Annotated in this window: 21 protein-coding genes; 12 read left to right on the top strand and 9 right to left on the bottom strand. The window is 64.4% G+C overall.

Going from position 1 to position 21459, the window contains the following annotated elements; translation table 11 throughout:
* Window positions 1–51 precede the first annotated feature (51 nt).
* Window positions 52–1905 carry an ATP-binding protein gene (locus ABIB95_RS09290; RefSeq protein WP_166353247.1) on the bottom strand — a complete coding sequence of 618 codons (1854 nt, stop codon included), beginning with the start codon at window positions 1903–1905 and terminating at the stop codon, window positions 52–54.
* Between the two features lie 201 nt (window positions 1906–2106).
* Here ABIB95_RS09290 and ABIB95_RS09295 point away from each other — a divergent pair, with 201 nt between their 5' ends.
* Window positions 2107–3468: an ABC transporter substrate-binding protein gene (locus tag ABIB95_RS09295; protein ID WP_354238857.1), complete on the top strand. Its 1362-nt coding sequence runs from the start codon at window positions 2107–2109 to the stop codon at window positions 3466–3468.
* Between the two features lie 69 nt (window positions 3469–3537).
* Here the strand turns inward: ABIB95_RS09295 and ABIB95_RS09300 are convergent, their stop codons facing one another.
* Both ABIB95_RS09300 and ABIB95_RS09305 read right to left on the bottom strand, forming a co-directional pair.
* The gene (locus ABIB95_RS09300; protein WP_354124515.1) at window positions 3538–4863 is read right to left on the bottom strand and encodes an LVIVD repeat-containing protein; all 1326 of its coding nucleotides are present in this window, start codon (window positions 4861–4863) and stop codon (window positions 3538–3540) included.
* Window positions 4864–4934: 71 nt separating this feature from the next.
* Window positions 4935–6842 (bottom strand): acyl-CoA synthetase, encoded by a 1908-nt coding sequence (locus ABIB95_RS09305; protein WP_354238859.1) that lies wholly within the window; start codon window positions 6840–6842, stop codon window positions 4935–4937.
* A 247-nt stretch (window positions 6843–7089) separates the two neighbouring features.
* Here ABIB95_RS09305 and ABIB95_RS09310 point away from each other — a divergent pair, with 247 nt between their 5' ends.
* Window positions 7090–8202 (top strand): SecDF P1 head subdomain-containing protein, encoded by a 1113-nt coding sequence (locus ABIB95_RS09310; RefSeq protein ID WP_354238861.1) that lies wholly within the window; start codon window positions 7090–7092, stop codon window positions 8200–8202.
* Window positions 8203–8463: 261 nt separating this feature from the next.
* Window positions 8464–9270 carry a Crp/Fnr family transcriptional regulator gene (locus ABIB95_RS09315; RefSeq protein WP_071912420.1) on the top strand — a complete coding sequence of 269 codons (807 nt, stop codon included), beginning with the start codon at window positions 8464–8466 and terminating at the stop codon, window positions 9268–9270.
* Between the two features lie 13 nt (window positions 9271–9283).
* Here ABIB95_RS09315 and ABIB95_RS09320 read toward each other — a convergent pair whose 3' ends face one another.
* A complete protein-coding gene (locus ABIB95_RS09320; protein WP_354238863.1) occupies window positions 9284–9925 on the bottom strand; it encodes a glutathione S-transferase family protein in 642 nt (213 codons plus the stop codon).
* Window positions 9926–10072: 147 nt separating this feature from the next.
* Window positions 10073–10624, bottom strand: a complete 552-nt coding sequence (locus tag ABIB95_RS09325; protein WP_354238865.1) for a cytochrome b — start codon at window positions 10622–10624, stop codon at window positions 10073–10075.
* Window positions 10625–10794: 170 nt separating this feature from the next.
* Between ABIB95_RS09325 and murI the strand changes: the two genes are divergently transcribed.
* The 8 genes from murI (at window position 10795) to ABIB95_RS09365 (ending at window position 16300) form a co-directional block, all read left to right on the top strand.
* Window positions 10795–11592: a glutamate racemase gene (murI, locus tag ABIB95_RS09330; RefSeq protein WP_354076265.1), complete on the top strand. Its 798-nt coding sequence runs from the start codon at window positions 10795–10797 to the stop codon at window positions 11590–11592.
* 62 nt (window positions 11593–11654) lie between these two features.
* The gene (locus ABIB95_RS09335) at window positions 11655–12428 is read left to right on the top strand and encodes an HpcH/HpaI aldolase family protein (protein ID WP_247309353.1); all 774 of its coding nucleotides are present in this window, start codon (window positions 11655–11657) and stop codon (window positions 12426–12428) included.
* Window positions 12429–12497: 69 nt separating this feature from the next.
* Window positions 12498–12881, top strand: a complete 384-nt coding sequence (locus ABIB95_RS09340; RefSeq protein WP_354238868.1) for a cupin domain-containing protein — start codon at window positions 12498–12500, stop codon at window positions 12879–12881.
* 106 nt (window positions 12882–12987) lie between these two features.
* Window positions 12988–13755: an acyltransferase gene (locus ABIB95_RS09345; RefSeq protein ID WP_354238870.1), complete on the top strand. Its 768-nt coding sequence runs from the start codon at window positions 12988–12990 to the stop codon at window positions 13753–13755.
* A gap of 199 nt (window positions 13756–13954) precedes the next feature.
* On the top strand, window positions 13955–14572 hold the full coding sequence (gene rpsD / locus ABIB95_RS09350) for a 30S ribosomal protein S4 (RefSeq protein WP_028147479.1): 618 nt from the start codon (window positions 13955–13957) through the stop codon (window positions 14570–14572).
* 114 nt (window positions 14573–14686) lie between these two features.
* The gene (locus ABIB95_RS09355; protein WP_028147480.1) at window positions 14687–14914 is read left to right on the top strand and encodes a hypothetical protein; all 228 of its coding nucleotides are present in this window, start codon (window positions 14687–14689) and stop codon (window positions 14912–14914) included.
* Window positions 14911–15195 (top strand): type II toxin-antitoxin system RelE/ParE family toxin, encoded by a 285-nt coding sequence (locus ABIB95_RS09360; protein WP_080669598.1) that lies wholly within the window; start codon window positions 14911–14913, stop codon window positions 15193–15195. Before ABIB95_RS09355 ends, ABIB95_RS09360 begins: the two co-directional genes overlap by 4 nt.
* Before the next feature lie 37 nt (window positions 15196–15232).
* Window positions 15233–16300 carry a threonine aldolase family protein gene (locus tag ABIB95_RS09365; RefSeq protein ID WP_166091264.1) on the top strand — a complete coding sequence of 356 codons (1068 nt, stop codon included), beginning with the start codon at window positions 15233–15235 and terminating at the stop codon, window positions 16298–16300.
* A gap of 138 nt (window positions 16301–16438) precedes the next feature.
* Here the strand turns inward: ABIB95_RS09365 and ABIB95_RS09370 are convergent, their stop codons facing one another.
* Genes ABIB95_RS09370 through grxD form a run of 4 tightly spaced genes read right to left on the bottom strand, consistent with a single transcriptional unit; the run spans window position 16439 to window position 19917 of the window.
* The gene (locus ABIB95_RS09370; RefSeq protein ID WP_354238872.1) at window positions 16439–17701 is read right to left on the bottom strand and encodes a serine hydrolase domain-containing protein; all 1263 of its coding nucleotides are present in this window, start codon (window positions 17699–17701) and stop codon (window positions 16439–16441) included.
* 1 nt (window position 17702) lies between these two features.
* Complete coding sequence (locus ABIB95_RS09375) at window positions 17703–18989, bottom strand: serine hydrolase domain-containing protein (protein ID WP_354238874.1); 1287 nt, start codon at window positions 18987–18989, stop codon at window positions 17703–17705.
* Between the two features lie 46 nt (window positions 18990–19035).
* A complete protein-coding gene (locus ABIB95_RS09380; RefSeq protein ID WP_208072079.1) occupies window positions 19036–19587 on the bottom strand; it encodes an O-acetyl-ADP-ribose deacetylase in 552 nt (183 codons plus the stop codon).
* 3 nt (window positions 19588–19590) lie between these two features.
* Window positions 19591–19917, bottom strand: a complete 327-nt coding sequence (grxD, locus tag ABIB95_RS09385; protein ID WP_175618047.1) for a Grx4 family monothiol glutaredoxin — start codon at window positions 19915–19917, stop codon at window positions 19591–19593.
* A gap of 239 nt (window positions 19918–20156) precedes the next feature.
* On the opposite strand from grxD, the gene egtB reads away from it, so the two are divergent.
* Entirely contained in the window at window positions 20157–21455 is a 1299-nt protein-coding gene (egtB, locus tag ABIB95_RS09390) for an ergothioneine biosynthesis protein EgtB (RefSeq protein WP_354238877.1), read from the top strand.
* Window positions 21456–21459: the final 4 nt, after the last annotated feature.

Genomic DNA, 21459 nt, shown 5'->3' on the forward strand with positions numbered 1-21459 from the left:
GCCGTGGCCCGGGCGACATTGCCGCCAAAGGGCCACGCAACGCGGAGCCCGTCATCGAGCCGCAGAGCGTTGCCCCGTTGGCTCTTCCGTCTCCAGCGGGCTGGATGCGGTCTCGTCTGAGGCGAGAGGCAGGGTGAACTGAAAGAAGGCGCCCCGCGGCTCGTTTGCGCCGGCCCACATCCGCCCGCCATGCGCCTCGATGATCGAGCGGCAGATGGCGAGACCCATCCCCATGCCTGTGGGCTTGGTGGTGTAGAAGGCTTCGAACAGGCGATCCACGTTCTTCGGATCCAGCCCCGGACCGGAATCCCGCAAGGTGACGTGGACGCCGTCGGATGCATCCCGACCGGTGCTGATCAGCAACTCCCGTCCCCCCTCGCCGACCGCGGCCATCGCCTCGATCGCGTTGACGATCAGGTTGAGCACCACTTGCTGAACTTGAACCCGGTCGGCCTGAATCGGCGGCAAGCCCTCCGCAAATTGCATTCGCACCGAGACGCCGTTCTTGAACGCTTCGCTGCGTGTCAGCGCGATGACCTCAAGCACCGCCGGGTTGATCTCCAGGGTCTCTTTTTGCGGGGGCGCGTTCCTGATGAGCGCCCGGATCCGGCCGATGATGTCGCCGGCTCGCATACCATCACCGGTGATCCAGTCGAGGGTCTGTCGAACCCGCTCCAGGTTTGGCGGTCGCGCCTCCAGCCAATTCAGCCCGGCCTCGGCGTTCGCCACGATCGCGGCGATCGGCTGATTGACTTCATGGGCGATCGAAGCGGTTAGCTGTCCCATCGTGGTGACGCGATTGGCGTGCGCGAGCTCCATCAGCGCTTCACGGTAGCGCCGCTCGTGTTCGCGGCCTTCGGCTTCCGCCCGCTTGAGAGCCGTCAGATCGAGGACGAAGCCGACGCCATGATCCGTACCTTCTCCGAACATGGTCCCACCGATCAGCACCGGAACGCGGCTTCCGTCCTTCCGCACATACTCCTTCTCGAATGGCTGGGCCGTCCCGACCCGCTTCAGTTCCGTCACGGTCTGCAAGTCGCGGTCGCGCCATTCCGGCGGCGTGAGGTCGGTCCGATGCAGGCGCCCTGCGGCGAGATCTTCCCGGTCGTATCCCACGATGCGCAGGAAGGCATCGTTGGCCTCGAGAATGCGCCCCTCGACTTCCCAGATGATGATGCCGATGATGTTGGCATCGAACAGGCGCCTGATCTTGATATCCCGTGCTGCAAGATCACTCTGGAGCTGGATGTTCTCCTCGGTCGCCTCCCGCCGCCGTTTCGCTTCGAGCCGCGCGAGCGCCAGCGCCGCTGCGGCCAGCGCGACGACGAGGACAACGGCGCCGGCGATCAGCCAGGTCCAGCGTTGCTCGAATGCTTCTGCGCGCGCCTCCCGGCCGGCGAGCCGAAAGCGCTCGTGATCCACCATCTGGTCGATTTGCGAGCGGATCTCGTCCATGCTGCGGATCATTGCCAGCGCGGCCAGCCCGGACGTGCCGGCCGTCTTCAGCAGCTCGTCGATCTCGCGCAGCGTGGCTGTAACGGTCAGCGCCAGATGTCCGGCCCGAAGGCCCTGCAACGGATCATCCGCCACCAACATCTGCAGCGCCTGAGCCTCGCGCCGTACGCTTTCGTCAGAGACGCCGTAGGCCTTGAGATAGGCGGGGTCGAGGGTCATGAGATACCCGCGCCTTTCAGTCTCCAGTTCCGCGACGATCGCCCGCAGCCGATCAAGCGTTTCGAGGACCTGGCGGCTATGCTCGATGAAGTGATGAGCTGCTTGCCGCTCCTGCCAATATTGCAGGCCGAGGAAGCTGGTCGCGGCAAACAGGGTCACAAGCACTGCGACCGCAAGGATCAGCGGACGAGCAAACCATCGCAGAGGCAGGGCCCGAACAGGAACGGACATTGGCCGTGGGTCTTCGATGCTCGTGTGACCGCGCGTGTTCTGGTGCCGACGCCAGAGCATGATGGGACAATAGCACGGATAAGGAGGTCGGGAACCCGACATTCATCGGATACGCCAGAGGTCGGGCCGTGATGTCGCAGGACTGCGGCACCGTGCGTGTGCTATGGATGAATGCCCTTGGTTAATTCAAGGAGCATCATCATGGCACAGGGTGAAAACTCATTGAGCCATCCGGCGAGCCGCCGCAGTTTCATCAAGGGACTGGGGGCGGCTGGCGCGGGCCTGACCGCGCTGCCGCGATGGGGCTTTGCCGAGGATTCCGCTGCGGCTAACGCCAACGCCGCGATCGACTGGAAGCAATTTGCGGGACAGACGATCGCACTTTCGGGTGCGATCCATCCGTGGTCGAACGCGATCGCGCCGCTGTTGCCGGAGTTCACCATCCTCACCGGCATCAACGTCACCATCGATTTCCAGCTGGAAACCACCTACCTCGGCGCGCTGCCGATCAGGCTCGCTCGCGGCAGTAGCACGCCCGACGTCTTCATGTTCACGACCTATGGCCAGGGCATCACGAACGGATGGGCGGAGCCACTGAACGGCTATTATTCCATGAAGTCGCTGACCGACCCCGCCTGGTATGACGAGAGCGACCTGCTCAAGACGGCCCGCGCCTTCCCGCTGTGGTCGGACGGCGAACGGTACGCGGTCCCGATTACCTCAGAGGCGACGACCCTGTTCATCAACAGCGATGCGCTGGCAGCCAAGGACCAGCCGGTACCCCAGACTTTCGACGAGCTGCTTGTCACCGCCAAGGCGGTCAAGAGCAACGGGATGTCAGGGATCGCGATGCGGGCCCAGGCGAGCGGCAATTCCTCCCCGCCAGCCATGGGCTTCCTGTTCTCCTACGGTGGGGCCATGGTCGAGCACAACAGGGTCGTTTTCGCGAGCCCGGAGGGGATCGCGGCCGTCGAGATGTACGGACAGTTGCTCGGTCAGGCCGGGCCTGCCGGCGTCGGCAGCTACGAATGGTACCACGTGCTGGACGACTTCCTGCAGGGGCGGACGGCCATGGCGATCGACAGCAGCAACTTCGCGACCGACATTTCCAATCCAGCGAAAAGCCGTGTCGCCAAGCAGGCCGGGTTTGCAACCTTTCCGCATCTCGCCGGTCGCGGCCCCGTCCCCTTCATGTCGCACTGGCAGGCGTGCATCAATTCCAAATCGCGAAACAAGCGCGCGGCTTTCCTGTTCCTGCTCTGGGCGACGAGCAAGGCGACCTCGCTGCAGACTGCTGCAGCAGGGCTGGCGACGACACGCGTGTCGGCCTGGTCGAGCGAGGGCTTCAGGAAGGCGTTCGGTTCGCAGGCCGCCGAGGCGGCGCTGATCAATTTGCAGAATGCCGACGTCGACCGCGCCAAGGCGATTCTTTTCCATCCGCAATCGAGACTGATCCTGGACGCCTTCATGATCGGCGTGAATGAAGTGGTCAACGGGGCGAAATCGGCCAAGGATGCGATGACGGGCGCGGCCGAAAGGGCCAATGCGGCGATCCGCGGGTAACGGCGAGGCGTCGCCCGATCGGAAGAGGTGGCCACGGTGGACAAGTCGCCGACTCCCGCTGCGCGGCGATTACCCCTGATATTGCAGCACGTGCATTCCGGCATTCCAGTCCGACACGAACATCAGCCCGTCAGGCCGGACATAGGAATCGCAGGTCTTGGCTGCGAGCGCGACGTTCGGCCGGGGATCGATCAGCTTCTTCGGTACCGGCGGCACCCAATACGCGATCTCCTTCGGCGCAAACTGATCCCTGACGTCAAACACCCTGACGCCGGCATTGTTGTAGGTCGCGAAAATCGTCTCCTCGCTCTGGAAGGAGCCGGGGCGGTTCTCATGCAGATTATGCGGACCGAAGGTGCCCTTCGCACAGAAGTCGCGATCGCGTGGCGTCGGCAGCGTCGCGATCGGCACCGGATTTTGCGGCGCGCGCACGTCAAGCACGAATGTATGAAACAGGCCCTTGGCGCATTGATCCGCATTGGCTTCATCCGCGACGATGGCGAGCTGACGCTTCGGCAGCGGCAGCGGCGTATGCGTGCCGCCGGCGAAGGGCGGCGACCAGTTGATGTGCGAGAGCAGCTTCGGATTGGCGGGATCGCCGATGTCGTGGATGGTGAAGCCGCCGTCGCGCCAGGCGGCATAGCCGCGATCGCCCGCCGTGATCATGTGATGCAGCGCAAAGCGCTTGCCCTTGGGCGTCGCCGGCTCGCCGGCCGCGCGGTTCATGCCCGGCAGCCACCATTTCGCGACGATCTCCGGCTTGGTGATGGTCTTGAGATCGACCACGCAAAGGATGTGGTCGGTGAAGCCGTCGAAATGCGCCGACACATAGGCATAGCGGCCGCCGGGCCACCACAGCCGGTTGATGCCGAAGCCCGGCATTTCGAGGAACGCGACCTCGCGCATCTCGCCCGGTTTCGAGATGTCGTGGATCGACAGGCCGGAGCGGAATTTCTTGGCCTTGGTGATGCTGTCGGCGAGCGAATTCTCGAAATAGCCGCGCATGCTGTCGTAGGACTGCATCGCGACGATGTTGGCGCCGTTCGCAAGCAGCAGCAGGTCTTCCGCCACCTGCAGATGGTGGGTGCGGGTGTATTGCCCGGCAGTGAAGAAATTGACCGGTTTCAGTGCGCGCGGATCGGACGCGTCCAGGATCGTCACGCCGTCGCTGAACATGTGTCCGACATAGACGTGCTGCCGGTTGAACATCACCTGCACGGTGTCGGGCCGGCCGCCGACGTCGCTGTACGAGATATGCTTGATGCCCTTGCCGATGCCCTCCGGCGGAATGTCCGGCTCTGACGCCCATACCGGCCGTGACAATCCGGACAGCGCAGCGGATCCGAACACGGCCGACAATTGTTGAAGGTGATGGCGGCGAGAGAGTTCAGGCATCGGCTTCCCCCCATTTTTTGAGAGGATGATGCGCGCTCGCGGCGAGGCGCGCAAGCCTCGCGTGCCCTTACCTACGCCTGCACCACCTCGTGCCGCATCACGAACGGATCGAGCAGCGTGTGCACCTCGCCAGCGACGAGTTCGCGCTGGTCTGCCGGCAGGCCCGCGAGCGTCACAGTGGCGATCGAGCCGTGGCTGCCATGCGCGCCGACCTTCACCTTGCAGTCGATGCCGCGCGCGATGATCGGCGACAGCACCTTGGTGAACACCCGCTGCGCGGCGTCCCAGCGCAGCTGCGGCTTGAACACCTTGCCGACGCCCGTGACCGGCATCGGGTCGATCGGAATGACCTGCACTGGAACGGCGGCGCGCTCCGGCGTCCGCTCGCGCACCCACGACTCGAGCTCGCCCGGCTGAATGGTCGCGCCCGGCTTCAGTTGCACGTAACCGACCGGCAGCTCGCCCGCATAGGCGTCGGGCTGGCCAACCACGGCGGCGAAGCCGACGGCGGGATGGCGAAACATGATCTCTTCGATCGGCGCCGGATCGATATTGTGGCCGCCGCGGATCACGAGATCCTTGGCGCGGCCGGTGATCCAGAGGTAGCCGTCGGCATCGAGACGTCCGAGGTCGCCGGAGTTGACCCAGACCTCGTCGACGAACGCGCCCTTGTTGTGCTCGTCGTTGAGATAGCCGCCGAACACGCCGGGCCCGGCCATGATGACGACGCCGATCTCGTCGGCTGCGCAGTCGCGGATCAGGCGACCGTCGGCATCGAGCTGCACGATGCGCACGCGCGCGTAAGGCATGGGAAGACCGACCGAGCCGAGCCGGATCGGCCGGCTGGGATAAGCGAGCGTGTGCACGCTCGAGGTCTCGGTCATGCCGTAGACCTCGACCACCGGCAGCTTCAGCTTCTCCTGGATCGCCGAGCCGACGGCGACGGGAATCGCCGAGCCGCCGCCGGCGGCATATTTCAGGCTGGAGATGTCCGCATTGCCTGGCGGCACCGCAAGCGTCGCCGCCAGCACCGTCGGCACGCTCGACAGCGCCTCGGGCTTGAAGCGCTCCACCAGCCCCCAGATGTTCTTCACCGAATTCGGGTTGCGCCAGCCGCTCGGCGACAGCACGACCAATGAGCCGCCGGCGGACAGCGTCAGCAGCACCTGCGTCAGCGATCCCCCGACATGGAATAGCGGCATGCCGAACAGCATGTTGGCGCCGGGCTTCGACTTCAGCAGCAGATTGAGCGCCCAGGCCTGATAGACCTGATTGGCGTGGGTGTGCCGCACGAGCTTCGGCGTGCCGGTGGTGCCGCCGGTGTGGAAATAGGCCGCGATGTCGCCACCCTGAATCTTGCGCCCGCTGATAAGCCGGTCGGACGGCTGCTGCTTGATCAGGTCGTTGAAGGCGAAGATGCCCTTGTCCGGATCGCCTCCGCCGAACACCTGCACGACCGCCTTGAGGTGTTTCAGCTGCGGACGGATCTGCTCGACCTTTTGCCAGATGTCGGTGCCCGGCATCGGCCCGAGCGCCACCAGGATCTTGGTGTTCGCGGCCTCAAGGATCTCCGCGATCTGGTGCGGCTCGAGCAGCGGATTGACGGGATTGGCGATGCCCGCGGCCTCAGCGCCGAACAGCGTCACGAAGGCATCGGGCACCAGCGGCAGCATGAAGCTGACGACGTCGCCCTTCTCGACGCCGAGCGCGTGAAACATGTTGGCGGCCTGCGTGACGCGCGCGACGAAATCGCGATAGGTGACCATCACAGGCGTATCGGCCGGATCGGCGTTTTGCAGGAACTGGATCGCGGCCCCGTCGGGATTGCGCGCCGCACCGAGCCTGATGGCGTCATAAGTGCTCTCGGCCGCGACGCGATCGGCGTAAGGGACCTGCTCGAACGCCCGGACCTCTGCGTCCGTCGCGAAGTCCGGATAGTCGTTGCCGATGAACCGATCGAGCGCGTGGATGCCCGCCATGGAATTCCGTCCTCCCTCAGATGCATTTCCCCGCCCCCTGTCTTTTGACATTTTGGTCGGCGAGGCCTCGGCCGATGGCCGGTCGAGCGCTGACAGAATGATGGATGATTGAGCGTTCGTCCATGGCCGAACGGCTACGGCCGTAGCACGCGTCTTCGAGGCCATTGAACCTCCCCGCCCGATCCGGGGACCAAGAACATGCATCGGACTCCCCTGCCAGCGTCCTGCCGCAAGACTTGAGGAAATCATGACCACGCCCCCGCGGGATCGCGTCACACGGCTGATTGTCGCGCTCGCCGTGACTTCGGCGATCATGACTTCAGCGATTATGACTTCGGCGATCGTCCTGCCCCGCGCGGCGCGCGCCGAGGACGGCCAGTTCGACAAGATGCGTGCCAGGATCGCCGCCTTCGTCGCCGACAAGATGGAGAAGCTGGGCGGCTCGCGCATCGTCTACAAGGTCGATACCGACGGCTTGCGCGAGAGCGTCGTCACGGATTTGCGCGACGATGTCTACAAGACCCTGCGCGAGGGCAAGATCGCCTTCTCCGGTCTTGCGATCCGCGACGCCGGCGTGGAGGTGAAGATCGCGGATGCCAAGGGCCGCGAACAGCTCGCACGCAAGCTCGCGTCGGCCGCGGAGGGATTGCCATCGCATGCACTCACAGTGACCGACGGCGGCGACGGACTGGTCAGGCTCGCGCCGACCGATGCCGCATCCGCGGCCCGGCTGCGCGATCTCGTCGAAGATTCCATCGCCATGATCGAGCAGCGCCTCAAGGATGCCGGCATCAACCTCGCCAGCGTCCTGCCGGATGGCACGGATCGCATCCGCATTTTCATCCCGGGCATGATGGAGCCCGCCCGCGTGACCGCGGTCTTCGCCAGGAAGGTCAAGGTCAGCTTCCGCCTGATCGACCTCTCGATGCCCGCGGAGCAGGCGCAATCCGGCACGCCGCCCACGGGCACCGAAGTCCTGCCCGGCTTCAAGGACGAGCGCCATTACCTGGTCGCCAGGGACAGCGCACTCGACGGCGACGACATCAGCTATGCCGGCCCGGGATTTGCCAGCGGCACGAAAGACCCGATCGCCTCGTTCCGTTTCAATGGCCGCGGCACGCGGCGCTTTGCCCACGTCACCGAGGAGAACATCGGAAGGCCCTTCGCCATCGTGCTCGACGGCAAGGTGATCTCCGCCCCCGTGATCCGCGAGCCGATCACCGGCGGCTCGGGCCAGATCTCCGGCAATTTCACCCTGGAGGAAGCCAATAGCGTCGCGATGTTGCTGCGCGCCGGTTCGCTGCCGGGGCACCTCGACCTCGTCGAGCAGCAGGTCGTGCAACCCGCCGCCAAGCCGTAAGGGCCGGTCGCGCTCCGCCCCCGCCCCGTCGGGGCGCCACGGCCACGACGCGGAAGCCCGCGCCCCCCGGGGCCCCGAATCACGGGCGCGCCATGGCCATGCGCACAACCAACGGGCAATTGCCGAAACGCCCGATCAGGCTAAAATTTGCCTCTTGCGGCATGGCGGCCGAAGGCTTCATTTCAAGCGGTCGTCATTCGATTTCGGCTATACGTGTCGAGCATACCGACCAGGACTGAAGGCCTTACGCGGGGTTAGTACATGCCGTCCGGCAGCGCAGACATTTCCTCGATCCTCGACCGCATTCTGGATGCGGCGACGGACAACCTCAGGATCGCAAAGATCCTGGTCCAGATGGGCCTCGATCCCAACAACGTCACCTACGACGCGATCTTCAACCGGTTGCTGGAGATCTTTGTCCAAAACATTACGCTGGCCAATCTATTCGCCGCGGTCGGCGCCGGCTTCTTCGTCGCCACCCTCCTGATGCGGACGATGGTGCCGCTGCGCGTCGCCAACATGGTCGGCTGTGCGTTCTTCGCCGTTTTCGGCGCGCTCTCGGCCAACGTCTCGACCTTCCTCCTCTATCTGCTGCTGCTTCCGATCAACGCCCTGCGCCTGCGGCAGATGCTCAAGCTGGTCAAGAAGGCGCGCCATGCGGCCGAAGGCGACATGTCGATCGAGTGGCTCAAGCCGTTCATGACCGAGCGCAGATATCGCAGTGGCGATACGCTCTTCAAACTGGGCGATCCCGCCAAGGAGATGCTCCTCACGGTCACCGGCAAGTTCCTGGTCAAGGAGATCAATGTGGAGATCGGGCCCGGAGCTCTCATGGGAGAGCTCGGCTTCCTCACGCCGGACAACCGGCGCACCGGGACGATCGAATGCGTCGAGGACGGACAGGTGCTGACGATCACCTATGACCGCTTGCTCGAGATCTATTTTCAGGACCCGCAGTTCGGCTATTACTTCCTGGTGCTGACCAGCCAGCGCCTGCTGCAAAACATCGATCGCTTGCAGAAGCAGCTGGCGAGCGAGCGGTCAACGACCACGAACCGGATCGCGTGAACGGCGCCGCGGCTCAGCTCAGCAGCAGCGCCATTCCCGGATCGCCCTTCTCCATCGCGCGCCGGTAGGCCGGGCGGGCACCGACGCGGCCGAGATAGTTCACCACGTTCGGGCAGCGCGACAGGTCATAGGGCTGGAAGTAGCGCATCGTAGTGAGCGAGAAGCCCATCATGATGTCGGCGGTGGTGAAGGTGTCGCCCGCCAGATATTCGGCGTCGCGAACACGCGCATCGACCAGGTCGAAGGCGCGGTCGGTACGCCCTCTGCGCGCGACCAGCATCGGATTGTCCTCGGCAAGCTTGAGCCGGTTCAGGATCATCAGCCGGCCCATGCCGGCCTGCAGCGTGCCGTTGGCGAAGTGAAACCAGTACAGGAACTGCGCGAAATCAGGATGATCAGGGCGGAGCGCAAGGCGCCCATCGCCGAATTTGGCCATGATGTAATCGACGATGGCGCCGGACTCGGCGAGCACGAGATCGCCGTCGGTGATGACGGGCGCACTCCCGATCGGATGCAGCGCCTTGTAGTCGGGCGGCGCCAGCATGGTGACGGAATCGCGCGCGTAGCGCTTCAGTTCGTAGGGAATTCCCAGTTCCTCGCAGAGCCAGACGATGCGCTCGGATTGCGACTTGCCGAGATGGTGGACGGTGAGCATGGCGTCTCCTGCGACCGTGAGTTGGACCTGCCGTGACGCCGCATCTTAACCCGTCATTGCGAGCGCAGCGAAGCAATCCAGACTGCCACCGCGGAAAGACTCTGGATTGCTTCGCTGCGCTCGCAATGACGACGTGGAGGGACCGTCCTACCCCGCCTCGTCCGCCACCATCCGCGCCACGACGCGGTCGCGGCGGATGAAGTGGTGCCAGAGCGCAGCGACCACGTGAATCGCGATCAGCGCCAGCAGCACATAGGCAAAGAGGATGTGGCGGTCCTCATAGGCGCCCGCCGCCGCACGGTCGGGAGAGGTGAATTGCGGCACGTGAAACAGGCCGAAGAAATCGGAATAATCCGGCGTACGCGCCCCGGAATGCGCCCAGCCCAGCATCGCGACCAGGATGACCACGAGATAGAGCGCGCCGTGGCTGACATGGGCCGCGATCTTCTGCCAGCGCGAGGTTTCAGGCGGCATCGCGGGCGTCGGGTTGACGGCGCGCCAGACCAGGCGCAGCACGGTCAGCAGCAGGATCACATAGCCGATATCGGCGTGGATCGAGCGGTAAAAGAAGCGGTCGGGACGCGCCGGGATGTGGTTCATCCACCAGCCGAAGCCGATCATGGCGAGGATGGCCAGCGCCAAAATCCAGTGCAGCCACCGGGAAACGCTGCCCCAGCCGTTACTGGTATTTCTGATCATGTCGGCTCTCCGGAGTTTTGCGGATATGTCCCCGTCCGCAGCGCAGCTGCTGATAGCGGGAACTTGCGGCAACCGTGAAATTGAATCGTTCCAAATTGGTCCCAAGCGGGCCCCGCCGCAAAACCGCCCCAAAAACCGAATGGTAACCATGGTGCCCTTAAGGTAGCGACGTGACCTATTCCCCGACGATCCTGGTGTTCGATTCCGGCCTTGGCGGACTCACGGTGCTCCGCGAGGTCGTAGCTGCGCGCCCGGACGCGCATTTCGTCTATGTCGCCGACGATGCCTTCTTCCCCTATGGCCACCACAGCGAGGACGAGATCATCGCCCGCGTCGTGCCACTGATGGGCGAACTGATTGGCACCCACGATCCTGACCTCGTCGTCATCGCCTGCAACACGGCGTCCACCCTGGTCCTATCTCACTTACGCGCCGCTTATTCCCTGCCCTTCGTCGGCACCGTGCCGGCGATCAAGCCCGCCTGCGCGCAGTCGAAGAGCCGCCGCGTCTCGGTGCTCGGCACCAAGGGCACGGTGAAGCGCGAATACACCAAGGCGCTGATCCGCGATTTCGCGCTGGGTTGCGAGGTGACATTGGTCGGCTCGCCCGAGCTCGCCTCGCTGGCGGAAGCCGCGCTCAGCGGCCATCCGATCAGCGACGGCGACATCCTCGCCGAACTCGCCCCCTGCTTCGTCGGTGATCCCGCGGACGCGACATCGCGCACCGACACCGTGGTGCTCGCCTGCACGCACTATCCGCTGCTGCTCGACCGGATGAAGACGCTCGCGCCCTGGCCGGTCGAATGGATTGACCCCGCGCCCGCCATCGCCCGCCGCGTCTCCGACCTGCTCGGCGCGCAAATCGGCGGCATCGCGCAGTCCGGCGCCGAGATGATCTTCACCTCGAACCGCGTGCACGGGCTTTCGGCCACGCTGACGCCGTTCTTCGGCGGCCGCGCGCTGGCCTGACTTTTCGCAGACACGGCGCGCTGCTAGGCTTCATCGTCGTCACTTTTGCGCAAGGTCATTCCATGTCGGTCCCCGCAGCGCCGCTCAACCGTCTCCGCCAGCTCTGGAGCGAGGGGCGCCCCGCCTTTGGCGCGATCGCGACGATCCCGAGCGTGCAGACCGTACAGATCATGGCGCGCTCGCTCGACTGGATCATCGTCGACCTCGAGCATGGCCCGATTGGCTTGACCGAAGCGCATGCGATGATTGCGGCCACGACAGGCACGCCATGCACGCCCCTGGTGCGGATCGCGGCGAACGAGCCGTGGCTTGCGAAAGCGCCGATGGACATCGGCGCCTTCGGCATCAATTTCCCGATGATCACCAATCGCGCCGAAGCCGAGAAGGCGGTGCGCAGCGTGCGCTATCCGCCGCGCGGCGATCGTCTCTGGGGTCCGTTCCACGCGCCGTTCCGCTGGGGCCAGTCGATGCCGGACTACATGGCCAGCGCCGACGACGAGATGATCTGCATGATCACCATCGAGCATGTCGAGGCCGTCAATCGCATCGACGAGATCATGGCGACGCCGGGCATCGACGTCGCGGTGATCGGCCCCGGCGATCTCGCGACGTCCATCAACAAGCGCGGGCAGATGGACGATCCGGAATTGCTGGAGCTGGTCGCCCGCGCCGAGGCCGGCATCCTCAAAAGCGGCGTGCCGATCGGTGGCGTCGCCCGCACCGCAGACCAGGCCAACGCCTTGGTCGATCGCGGCTATCGCGCGATCGCGCTGGGTTTCGACTGGTCGCTGTTCCAGCGCGGCATCATGGCGGCGTTCGAGGGAATCAAGCGCTGAACGAGCCGATCGCGGCCTTGCCGGGAACTGCGGCGCTGCTAGGGTCGGCGGTTCCAGGGAGGAAGAACCATGCTCAAAAAGACTTTGCTCGCTCTCGCCTTTACCAGCCTTGCCCTCGCAGCCTTCGCCCAGCAGACCGGCATCAAGCGGACCCCACTGCAGAAGGTCGAATTTCCCGACGGCTACAACACCGTCACCGCCATCGCAGAGGTCCCGGCGGGCGGCGCGGCCGGACGCCATACCCATCCTGGGGTCGAAACCGGCTACGTGCTCGAAGGCGAGCTGAATCTCCTCATCGACGGCCAGCCGGAGAAAACCCTGAAAGTCGGGGATTCCTACCAGATCCCGGCAGGCGTCGTGCACGACGCCAAGGCTCATGGCGACAAGGCCATGAAAGTGCTTGGGGTTTACATCGTCGACAAAACCAAGCCGCTGGCCTCGCCGGCGCCCTGATGCGGCAAACCGACCGGCCCCAGGCGGGTTGGTTCGTGCTAGAGCACGCGGCGAGCGGGCCACCCGCTCGCTGCACATACTTTAGTCCGCAGGAACCGAAAGACCCATGCGCGGGACGTCCAAGACCATTTCGCTGCCGCGCCGCCTGATTTGCGACCTCATGCGGGCGTCGATGGACGTGCCATTCGTCTCGCTCTCCCGCCCCCTCAATATCCGCCCCCTGCTGGAGGCGCGTGCCGGAACGATGGCGCCCGCCGGCTGGGCCGCGATGTTCGTCAAAGCCTTTGCCCTGGTCGCCAGGGACGAGCCGGTCCTGCGCACCGTCTACGCCAAATGGCCCTGGCCGTCGCTCTACGAGCTGCCCAATAGCGTGGCGTCGGTGGCGATCGCCCGGGTCCAAGACGGCGAGGAATGCGTGATGCCGCAGCGAATCGCGGCTCCCGAAGCCATGGCGCTGGCCGCGGTGGACGCCGAAATCCGGCGTGCCAAGACGGCCCCGGTCGACGATATCCCGATGTTCCGCAAGATCATGCGGGCCACCCGCCTGCCGCTGCCGCTGCGGCGGCTGTGCTGGGCGGTCGGGCTGAATTTCGGCCGACAGCGCGGCAACTGGTTCGGCAGTTTTGCGGTGAGCTCAGTGGCCGCCTATGGCGGTGGCGAGCTCCATCCCATCACGCCGGGCCCGTTCATCGTCAGCTATGGGGTGGTCGAGCCCGACCAAACCATCCATGTCGTGATCCGCTGGGACCACCGGGTGACCGACGCCGCCCCCATAGCCCGGGTCCTGACCCGGCTGGAACAGGTCCTGAACACTGAAATCGCTGCCGAATTGCGCGCGGCCGGGCCGAAGCCGATCCGGGCGGTCCGGACATGATTTCGGGGCTATTCGCATTGACAGAACGGCCCAAACTCACCTAAAAGCCGCCTGCTCGCGGGCCGATTTCGGCCCGCGAAGCGTTTCGCGACCCGTGGTCCTCTCCCTTAAGCTTTGGGGATCGGACCTGTCAGTGCCGGGCCTAGCCCGTCACACAGGAGGGCGCGTTTCCTCAAACCATGTACCTGAAGAGGACGCGATGACTAAGCGCAGTGAGGCGAAGTACAAACTCGATCGCCGTATGGGCCAGAACATCTGGGGCCGCCCGAAGAGCCCCGTCAACCGCCGCGAGTACGGCCCCGGCCAGCACGGCCAGCGCCGCAAGGGCAAGCTCTCCGACTTCGGCGTGCAGCTGCGCGCCAAGCAGAAGCTGAAGGGCTACTACGCCAACATTTCCGAGCGCCAGTTCCACGGCATCTATGTCGAGGCGAGCCGCCTCAAGGGTGACACCGGCGAGAACCTGATCGGTCTCCTGGAGCGTCGTCTCGACGCGGTCGTGTACCGCGCCAAGTTCGTCTCCACGATCTTCGCCGCGCGCCAGTTCATCAACCACGGCCACATCAAGGTGAACGGCCGCAAGGTCAACATCTCGAGCTACCAGCTCAAGATCGGCGACGTGATCGAGGTCAAGGAAGCCTCCAAGCAGCTCGCCCACGTGCTCGAAGCCAGCCAGCTCCCCGAGCGCGACACCCCCGACTATCTCGAAGTCGACCACGGCAAGATGACCGCCAAGTACGTGCGCATCCCCGGCCTCTCCGACGTGCCGTTCCCGGTGCAGATGGAGCCGCATCTGGTCGTCGAATTCTATTCGCGCTAATAGTTCGGCAGAACGACATTCAAAGGCCCCGGTTCACCGGGGCCTTTTTGTTTGAGCCGGCGATTCCCATGTCTCAGGCCATCTGTGCTATGATTGCACATCGCGGAGTTGAGCATGACTCGTCTTCTGGAAGAGGCCTTCAGCAAAGTTTCCGGCCTGCCCGATTCAGAGCAGGACGAACTGGCGCGGACCCTGCTTGAGCTTGCCGGGGTCGATCAGCCACCAATCCAGCTGACGGCGGCGGAAGAGGCAGATCTCGCCGAGGCCGAAGCCGAAATCGCCCGCGGCGAGCTGGCCAGCGCCGACGAAGTCCGCGCGATGTGGGCGAAGCACGGCCTGTGAAGGTCCGCTATACGAAGCGGGCGCTCGCCCAAATCGACCAAATTCTGACCTACATCGAGGCGCACTCGCCCCAAGGCGCAGGCCACGTGCGCGGCCGCATTGTCGCTCTCATAGCATTGCTAGAGACCTACCCCCACGCAGGGCGAACGACTACGCGTGCATACGTCCGTCGCTTGCCGGTCAACCCTTATCCCTATCTGATCGATTATCGTGTGACCGAGACAGAAATCGTTATTATGCGGTTTCGTCACGCCGCCCGGCGTCCACCCAGAGCTCGCTGACCGCGAGCGAGTGCCATTCCCCTCAGGGAGCAAGTTGATGCTCTATACCCCTCCCCCGATCGATCCCAAGGCGCCGCCGGTGCGCATCAATCTGCTTTCGGACACGCAGACCAAGCCGACGGCTGCGATGCGCGAGGCGATGGCGCGGGCAGAGGTCGGCGACGAGCAGGTCGGCGACGATCCGACCGTGAATGCGCTGTGCGAGCGCGTCGCCACGCTGATGGGCAAGGAAGCCGCGGTCTACATGCCTTCAGGCACGATGTGCAACGTCACCGCGACGCTGGTGCATTGCCGTCCCGGCGACGAGATCCTCGCCCACGAGAGCGCGCACATCATCGCCCGCGAGGGCGGCGCGCATGCCGCGATCGGCGGCTTCCAGGTGACCCAGCTCAAGGGACCCGACGGCCAGTTCACGCCGGAGACCTTTCGCAAGGCACTGCATCCGCGGACGCGCTACCAGCCGCCGCAGACCGTCGTCAGCGTCGAGCAGACCGCCAATATCGGCGGCGGCACGATCTGGAAGAAGGCAGCGCTCGACGAGATCGTCGCGATCGCCAAGCAGCACGGCCTCGTCACCCACATGGACGGTGCGCGCCTGCTCAACGCCACCGTCGCAAGCGGCATCTCCCCGCGCGACATGACGGCGGGGTGGGATTCGGCGTGGATCGATTTCTCCAAAGGCCTGGGCGCGCCGATCGGCGGCGTGCTCGCGGGCACCCGCGCCTTCATCGACGCGGTGTGGCAGTGGAAGCAGCGCCTCGGCGGCTCGATGCGGCAGGCCGGCGTCTGCGCGGCCGCCTGCATCTACGCACTCGATCATCACGTCGATCGCCTCGCCGACGACCACGCCAACGCGCGCGCGCTCGCCCGCGGCCTGTCGCAGATCGCAGGCGTCGAGGTGCAGGAGCCCGAGACCAATCTCGTGTTCTTCAAGCCTGATGGCGCCGGAATTGCCGGCGACAAGATGGTCGCCGCACTGCGCCAGCGCGGCGTGACGCTCGCGATGATGGACGGCCGCATCCGCGCCTGCACCCATCTCGACGTCAATGCGGCCCAGGTCGAGGAAACGATCGGATACGTCAGAGAGATCGTGCGCGGGGCGTAAGTCCGTAGCCCGGATGGAGCGCAGCGAAATCCGGGGTCTTCGCCTCGCGGAAAGATTTTCCCGGATTGCGCGGAGCCTGTCATCGGGCGGCGCTTCGCGCCGACCCGTTGGCTCCATCCGGGCTACGAAGGCGGCTAGCTACCGCCCCATCGCCTGATAGATCAGCGTCTTCAGCGCCAGCTGAATGCGCCCGCGCTGCGAGGGGGTCTGCACCATGAAGATCCCGAACAGATCGTCTTCGGGATCGATGAAGAAGAAGGTGCCGCCGACGCCGTCCCAGCGATATTCGCCAAGCGGCCACGATGTCCCTGATGGCACCGAGGTGCGCACCGCGAAACCGAGGCCGAAGCCGGAGCTTCCGCCCGGATAGTAATTCTGATCGCGCGCGATCTTCGTCGCGGGGCCGATATGATCCGACGCCATCAGCGCGATGGTCTCGGGCTTGAGATAGCGCCGGCCTTCATAGCTGCCGCCGTTGAGCAGCATCTGCGAGAAGCGCGCGTAGTCACCGACCGTACCAACAAGGCCGCCGCCGCCCGACTCCCACCTCAGCGGTTTCCGGGGATCGCGGACCTGTGTCATCGGGCTGATCGCGCGATCCTGCGGCATCGGCTCGGCGATGCGCGGCCACTTGGCAGGATCGGCGACATAGTATGCAGTGTCCGTCATCCCGAGCGGATTGAGCAGCCGCTCCTTCTCGAACTCGAACAGCGATTTCCCCGATATGACCTCGACGATGCGGCCGAGCACGTCCGTGGAGTGGCCATAGTCCCAGTTCGTGCCGGGCTGTTCGGCGAGCGGAAGCGTGGTGATCTTCGCGACGAGTTCGGCGTTGGTCAAAGCCTTGTTGTCGAAGAGACCGGCGTCGGCATAGAGCTTGTTCACCAAGCCCCCGCCATAATAGCCGTAGGGCAGCCCGGCAGTGTGGCGCATCAAATCCTTGATCGTCACGGAGCGACTGAGCGGCTCCAGCGCCAGCGCAACCTTGCCGTCCTCGGCCTTCGTCTCGACACCGACCTTCATCTTGCCAAAGGCCGGAATGTATTTTGCGACGGGATCGTCGAGCGAGAGCTTGCCCTCCTCGACCAGCATCATCGCCATGACTGTCGTGACCGGCTTCGACATCGAATAGAGCCGGAAGATCGTGTCCGCGCTCATCGAGATCTCGGTGGTGACATCGCGGACGCCGAAATTCTCGTAGTAGACCGGCTTGCCGTGCTGCTGGAGCAGCAGGATCGCGCCCGGAAACGTACCGGCTGCGACCTCGCTCCTGATGTAGTCGGAAACCTTTGCCAGACCTTCTGGCGAGAAAGTGTGGGCGCGCCCCTCGGAGCCCGCCTGCGCACCACCTGCACCGAACAAAAGAACGAGCGCCGCGATCAGCGCGCGGCGCCCGAACATGTCACTTCTCCATCGCTTCATAAACCAACTGCTTCAATGTCCGCTGCACGCGCTGGCGCTCGGTCGGGGTCTGTTCCAGCAGCACGAAGAACATGTCCTGCTTGGGGTCGATGACGAAATAGCAACCGGAGGCGCCGTCCCACTTCAATTCCCCGAGATCGCCGGGCGGCGGTGGCTTGGCGTTGCCGGGATCGGTGCGGACCGCAAGGCCGAGGCCGAAGCCGAACCCGTCGCCGGGGAAATAGAAATAGTCGCGACTGACCCCCGAGGTCGGGCCGACCTGGTCGGTCACCATCAGCTTGAACGTCTCGGGCTTGAGGATGGTCTTGCCGTCGAGGCTGCCGCCATTGAGCAGCATCTGCGCAAAGCGCTCATAGTCCGCCATGGTCGTAACCATGCCGCCGCTGGCGAATTGAATTTTTTTGACAACCGTCGGATCATTGATCCGGCCGACACGAAAATCGGCGTCATTCGGCACCGACTGCGCCAGAAGCTTCTGCTTCTCGGGCGCGGTGACGAAGAAGCCGGTGTCGACCATGCCGAGCGGATCGAGCAGCTTCTCCCGCTCGATCTCGAGCAGCGGCTTGCCGGTTGCGACCTCCATGACTCGCGCCAGAATGTCGGTGGAATGGCCGTATTGCCACAGCGCGCCCGGCTGGTTGTGCAGCGGCAGTTTTGCGATGCGCTCGGCGAACTCGGCGAGATCGAAATCGCCGTCGTAGATCTTGGCGTCGCGATAGGCCTTGCGGACCAGGCTGTCGCCGTAGAAGCCATAGGTGACGCCAGACGTGTGCGTCATCAGATCCTTCACCGTCATCGGCCGGCTCAGAGGCACGAGTTCGAGCGACTTGGTGCCGTCGTCGGCCTTCTTCTCGACGCCGACCTTCACATTGGCGAAGGACGGAATGTATTTCGAGACGGGATCGTCGAGCTTGATCTTGCCGTCCTCGATCAACTGCACCGCAACGACGGAGGTGATCGCCTTGCTCATCGAGAACAGGCGGAAGATGGTCTGGTCCGTAATCGGCGCCTTGCTCACCACGTCCTGCACGCCGAAGGCTTCGCGGAAGACGGGCTTGCCGTGCTGCTTGATCAGCACTGTCGCGCCGGCGATCTTGCCGGTCGCGACCTCGTTCTTGAAGAACTCGCTGACCTTGGCGAGCTTGTCCTGATTGAAATGCGCGCCGGCCGGAATCTCGTAGGTGCCTTCGGCGCGCGCGAGCGACATCGCACCCAGCGACACCAGTGCGCCGCAAATCAACGCACGCAGTCCGAAATGTGAATTCATATCCCCTCCCCGGAAGGTGGCCGAGCGGAGTGTACTGACCACGTCATCAGGCACAAGGGCTGCTGTACCGCGCCAGAACGTCCGTGTGGAGCGCGGCGCTTGTCTCCGAGAAACAACAGAATATGACGTGGGTGACCAGCGGCGTAGCCGGCAGGGCTTCAATGGTCGTGTGGACCGCAATCTTCGCGGCCTGGTCGGCCGGAAAGCGATATACCCCGGTCGAGATCGCGGAGAAGGCTAGAGAGTTCAGTCTATTGGCCTGGGAGAGCTCAAGCGCACGGCGATAACAGGAACGCAGCGAATCCGCCTCGCCGCGGCTGCCGCCGTGCCAGACGGGGCCGACTGCGTGGATCACATGTCGCGCGCGCAGACGGTAGCCCTTCGTGATCTTGGCATCGCCGGTCGGACATCCCCCGAGCGTCCGGCACTCGGCCAGAAGCTCGGGACCGGCAGCGTCGTGGATTGCGCCATCAACGCCGCCTCCGCCAAGGAGAGACGAATTTGCGGCGTTGACGATGGCGTCAACGCCGAGTGTCGTGATGTCAGCGACGATAACCTCGAGCTCGGCGCCGCCAATGCGGCGCGTCAGCTGGGTCACGTGTCAGGCCGCGACGGCGACGCCCTTCTCGGAGAGCAGCTGCTGCAGTTCGCCGGCCTGGAACATCTCACGGATGATGTCGCAGCCGCCGACGAACTCGCCCTTCACATAGAGCTGCGGAATGGTCGGCCAGTTCGAATATTCCTTGATGCCGTTACGCAGTTCGGCGGATTCGAGGACGTTGAGGCCCTTATAACCAACGCCGATGTGGTCGAGGATCTGGACGACCTGGCCGGAGAAACCGCACTGCGGAAATTGCGGCGTACCCTTCATAAACAGAACCACGTCGTTCGACTTCACTTCGTTGGCGATGAATTCCTCGATGCTCATATCCATGTCCTTCCGGGGCGGAGCCCTCAACGATTCCCTCGGGCCGGCCCAGCCGATTTAACCCGATACCTGCCTATATATGTAGCCCAAACCGTTGTGCATCCAAAGTAAAATGGCGGCGAACAGCCCCTTGGGGCCGGTCCAGGCCACGCCGGCCCCATTACATGATGCCACGAATATCATCGCCGGGGAGGACTTTCATACCGTAACGGAGCCCCTATCTAGGACGAACCCAGGTTTTGGAACCGGGCAACGCCAACAACGTTCTCTTGTCCTGTCTGGAGAAAAACGTGACGAAACAAGCCTCCGCTACGGCCACCCCGCCGCTTTCGTCACCGTCGGCCGACCCGCGCGGCCTCGCCCAGGGGCTGGAAGAGGCGTTTCTCGCCGTCCGCAACGAGACCGAGCGCCGGGCCGCGCCGCTGTCGCCTGAAGACCAGCAGATTCAATCCATGCCGGATGCGAGCCCCACGAAATGGCATCGGGCCCATACCACCTGGTTCTGGGAGCAATTTCTGCTCGGCGAGCACTGTCCCGGCTACCGGCCCTTCCACCCTGATTTCGCTTTCCTGTTCAATTCTTATTACGTCAGCGCCGGCCCGCGTCATTCCCGCAATCACCGCGGCGACATCACCCGCCCCAGCGCCGATCAGGTCGGCGCTTATCGAACATATGTCGATGCGGCCGTCGTCAAATTCTTCCGCGAGGTCGGCCCGGACAAGCTTCGCGAGATCGCGCCGCTGGTCGAGGTCGGGCTCAATCACGAGCAGCAGCATCAGGAATTGATGTTCACCGACATCCTGCATGCCTTCGCGCAGAACCCGATCCCGCCGGCCTATGATCCGGACTGGCGCTTCCCGGCTTCGACACGCGCGGGGGAGGATTGGCTGACGCTGAACGAGGGTATCCACACCGTCGGTCATGTCGACGACAGTTTTCATTTCGACAACGAGAAGCCGGCACATCGCGCCCTCGTCGGTCCGGTCAGGGTCGCACGCAACCTCGTCACCAACGCCGAGTGGCTCGCCTTCATGCGCGACGGTGGCTACCGGACCGCAACGCTGTGGCTGATGGACGGCTTTGCCACCGTCAACAACGAAGGCTGGGACGCCCCCGGCCATTGGCGCGAGATCGACGGCCAGTGGCACACGATGACGCTCGCCGGCCTCAAGCCGGTCGATCCGGACGCGCCGGTCTGCCACGTCAGCTATTACGAGGCCGATGCGTTTGCGCGCTGGGCCGGAAAGCATCTGCCGACCGAGATGGAATGGGAGGTTGCTGCGCGTGCCGGCCAGCTCAACGACGCCTTCGGCATCGTCTGGCAGTGGACGCGTTCTTCATATTCGCCCTACCCCGGCTACCGCGCCATCGAAGGCGCGCTCGGGGAGTACAACGGCAAGTTCATGATCAACCAACTGGTGCTGCGCGGCTCCTCGCTTGCAACTCCCGAGGGCCACAGCCGTATTACCTATCGCAATTTCTTCTATCCGCACCATCGCTGGCAGTTCACCGGACTGCGGCTCGCCGATTACGTCTAGTTTT

The organism is Bradyrhizobium sp. LA2.1 (assembly GCF_040547725.1).
In the GTDB taxonomy this organism is placed as follows: Bacteria; Pseudomonadota; Alphaproteobacteria; order Rhizobiales; family Xanthobacteraceae; genus Bradyrhizobium; species Bradyrhizobium barranii.

Bases quoted from the DNA above. Each gene is read 5' to 3' on its own strand.
- ABIB95_RS09340 (WP_354238868.1), top strand. From the start codon at position 12,498: ATGCTCAAAAAGACTTTGCTCGCTCTCGCCTTTACCAGCCTTGCCCTC.
- ABIB95_RS09345 (WP_354238870.1), top strand. From the start codon at position 12,988: ATGCGCGGGACGTCCAAGACCATTTCGCTGCCGCGCCGCCTGATTTGC.
- ABIB95_RS09375 (WP_354238874.1), bottom strand. From the start codon at position 18,989: ATGAATTCACATTTCGGACTGCGTGCGTTGATTTGCGGCGCACTGGTG.
- ABIB95_RS09295 (WP_354238857.1), top strand. From the start codon at position 2,107: ATGGCACAGGGTGAAAACTCATTGAGCCATCCGGCGAGCCGCCGCAGT.
- ABIB95_RS09290 (WP_166353247.1), bottom strand. From the start codon at position 1,905: ATGTCCGTTCCTGTTCGGGCCCTGCCTCTGCGATGGTTTGCTCGTCCG.
- ABIB95_RS09370 (WP_354238872.1), bottom strand. From the start codon at position 17,701: ATGTTCGGGCGCCGCGCGCTGATCGCGGCGCTCGTTCTTTTGTTCGGT.
- ABIB95_RS09320 (WP_354238863.1), bottom strand. From the start codon at position 9,925: ATGCTCACCGTCCACCATCTCGGCAAGTCGCAATCCGAGCGCATCGTC.
- ABIB95_RS09305 (WP_354238859.1), bottom strand. From the start codon at position 6,842: ATGGCGGGCATCCACGCGCTCGATCGGTTCATCGGCAACGACTATCCG.
- ABIB95_RS09300 (WP_354124515.1), bottom strand. From the start codon at position 4,863: ATGCCTGAACTCTCTCGCCGCCATCACCTTCAACAATTGTCGGCCGTG.
- grxD (WP_175618047.1), bottom strand. From the start codon at position 19,917: ATGAGCATCGAGGAATTCATCGCCAACGAAGTGAAGTCGAACGACGTG.
- ABIB95_RS09335 (WP_247309353.1), top strand. From the start codon at position 11,655: ATGTCGGTCCCCGCAGCGCCGCTCAACCGTCTCCGCCAGCTCTGGAGC.
- rpsD (WP_028147479.1), top strand. From the start codon at position 13,955: ATGACTAAGCGCAGTGAGGCGAAGTACAAACTCGATCGCCGTATGGGC.
- ABIB95_RS09310 (WP_354238861.1), top strand. From the start codon at position 7,090: ATGACCACGCCCCCGCGGGATCGCGTCACACGGCTGATTGTCGCGCTC.
- ABIB95_RS09325 (WP_354238865.1), bottom strand. From the start codon at position 10,624: ATGATCAGAAATACCAGTAACGGCTGGGGCAGCGTTTCCCGGTGGCTG.
- ABIB95_RS09355 (WP_028147480.1), top strand. From the start codon at position 14,687: ATGACTCGTCTTCTGGAAGAGGCCTTCAGCAAAGTTTCCGGCCTGCCC.
- ABIB95_RS09315 (WP_071912420.1), top strand. From the start codon at position 8,464: ATGCCGTCCGGCAGCGCAGACATTTCCTCGATCCTCGACCGCATTCTG.
- ABIB95_RS09365 (WP_166091264.1), top strand. From the start codon at position 15,233: ATGCTCTATACCCCTCCCCCGATCGATCCCAAGGCGCCGCCGGTGCGC.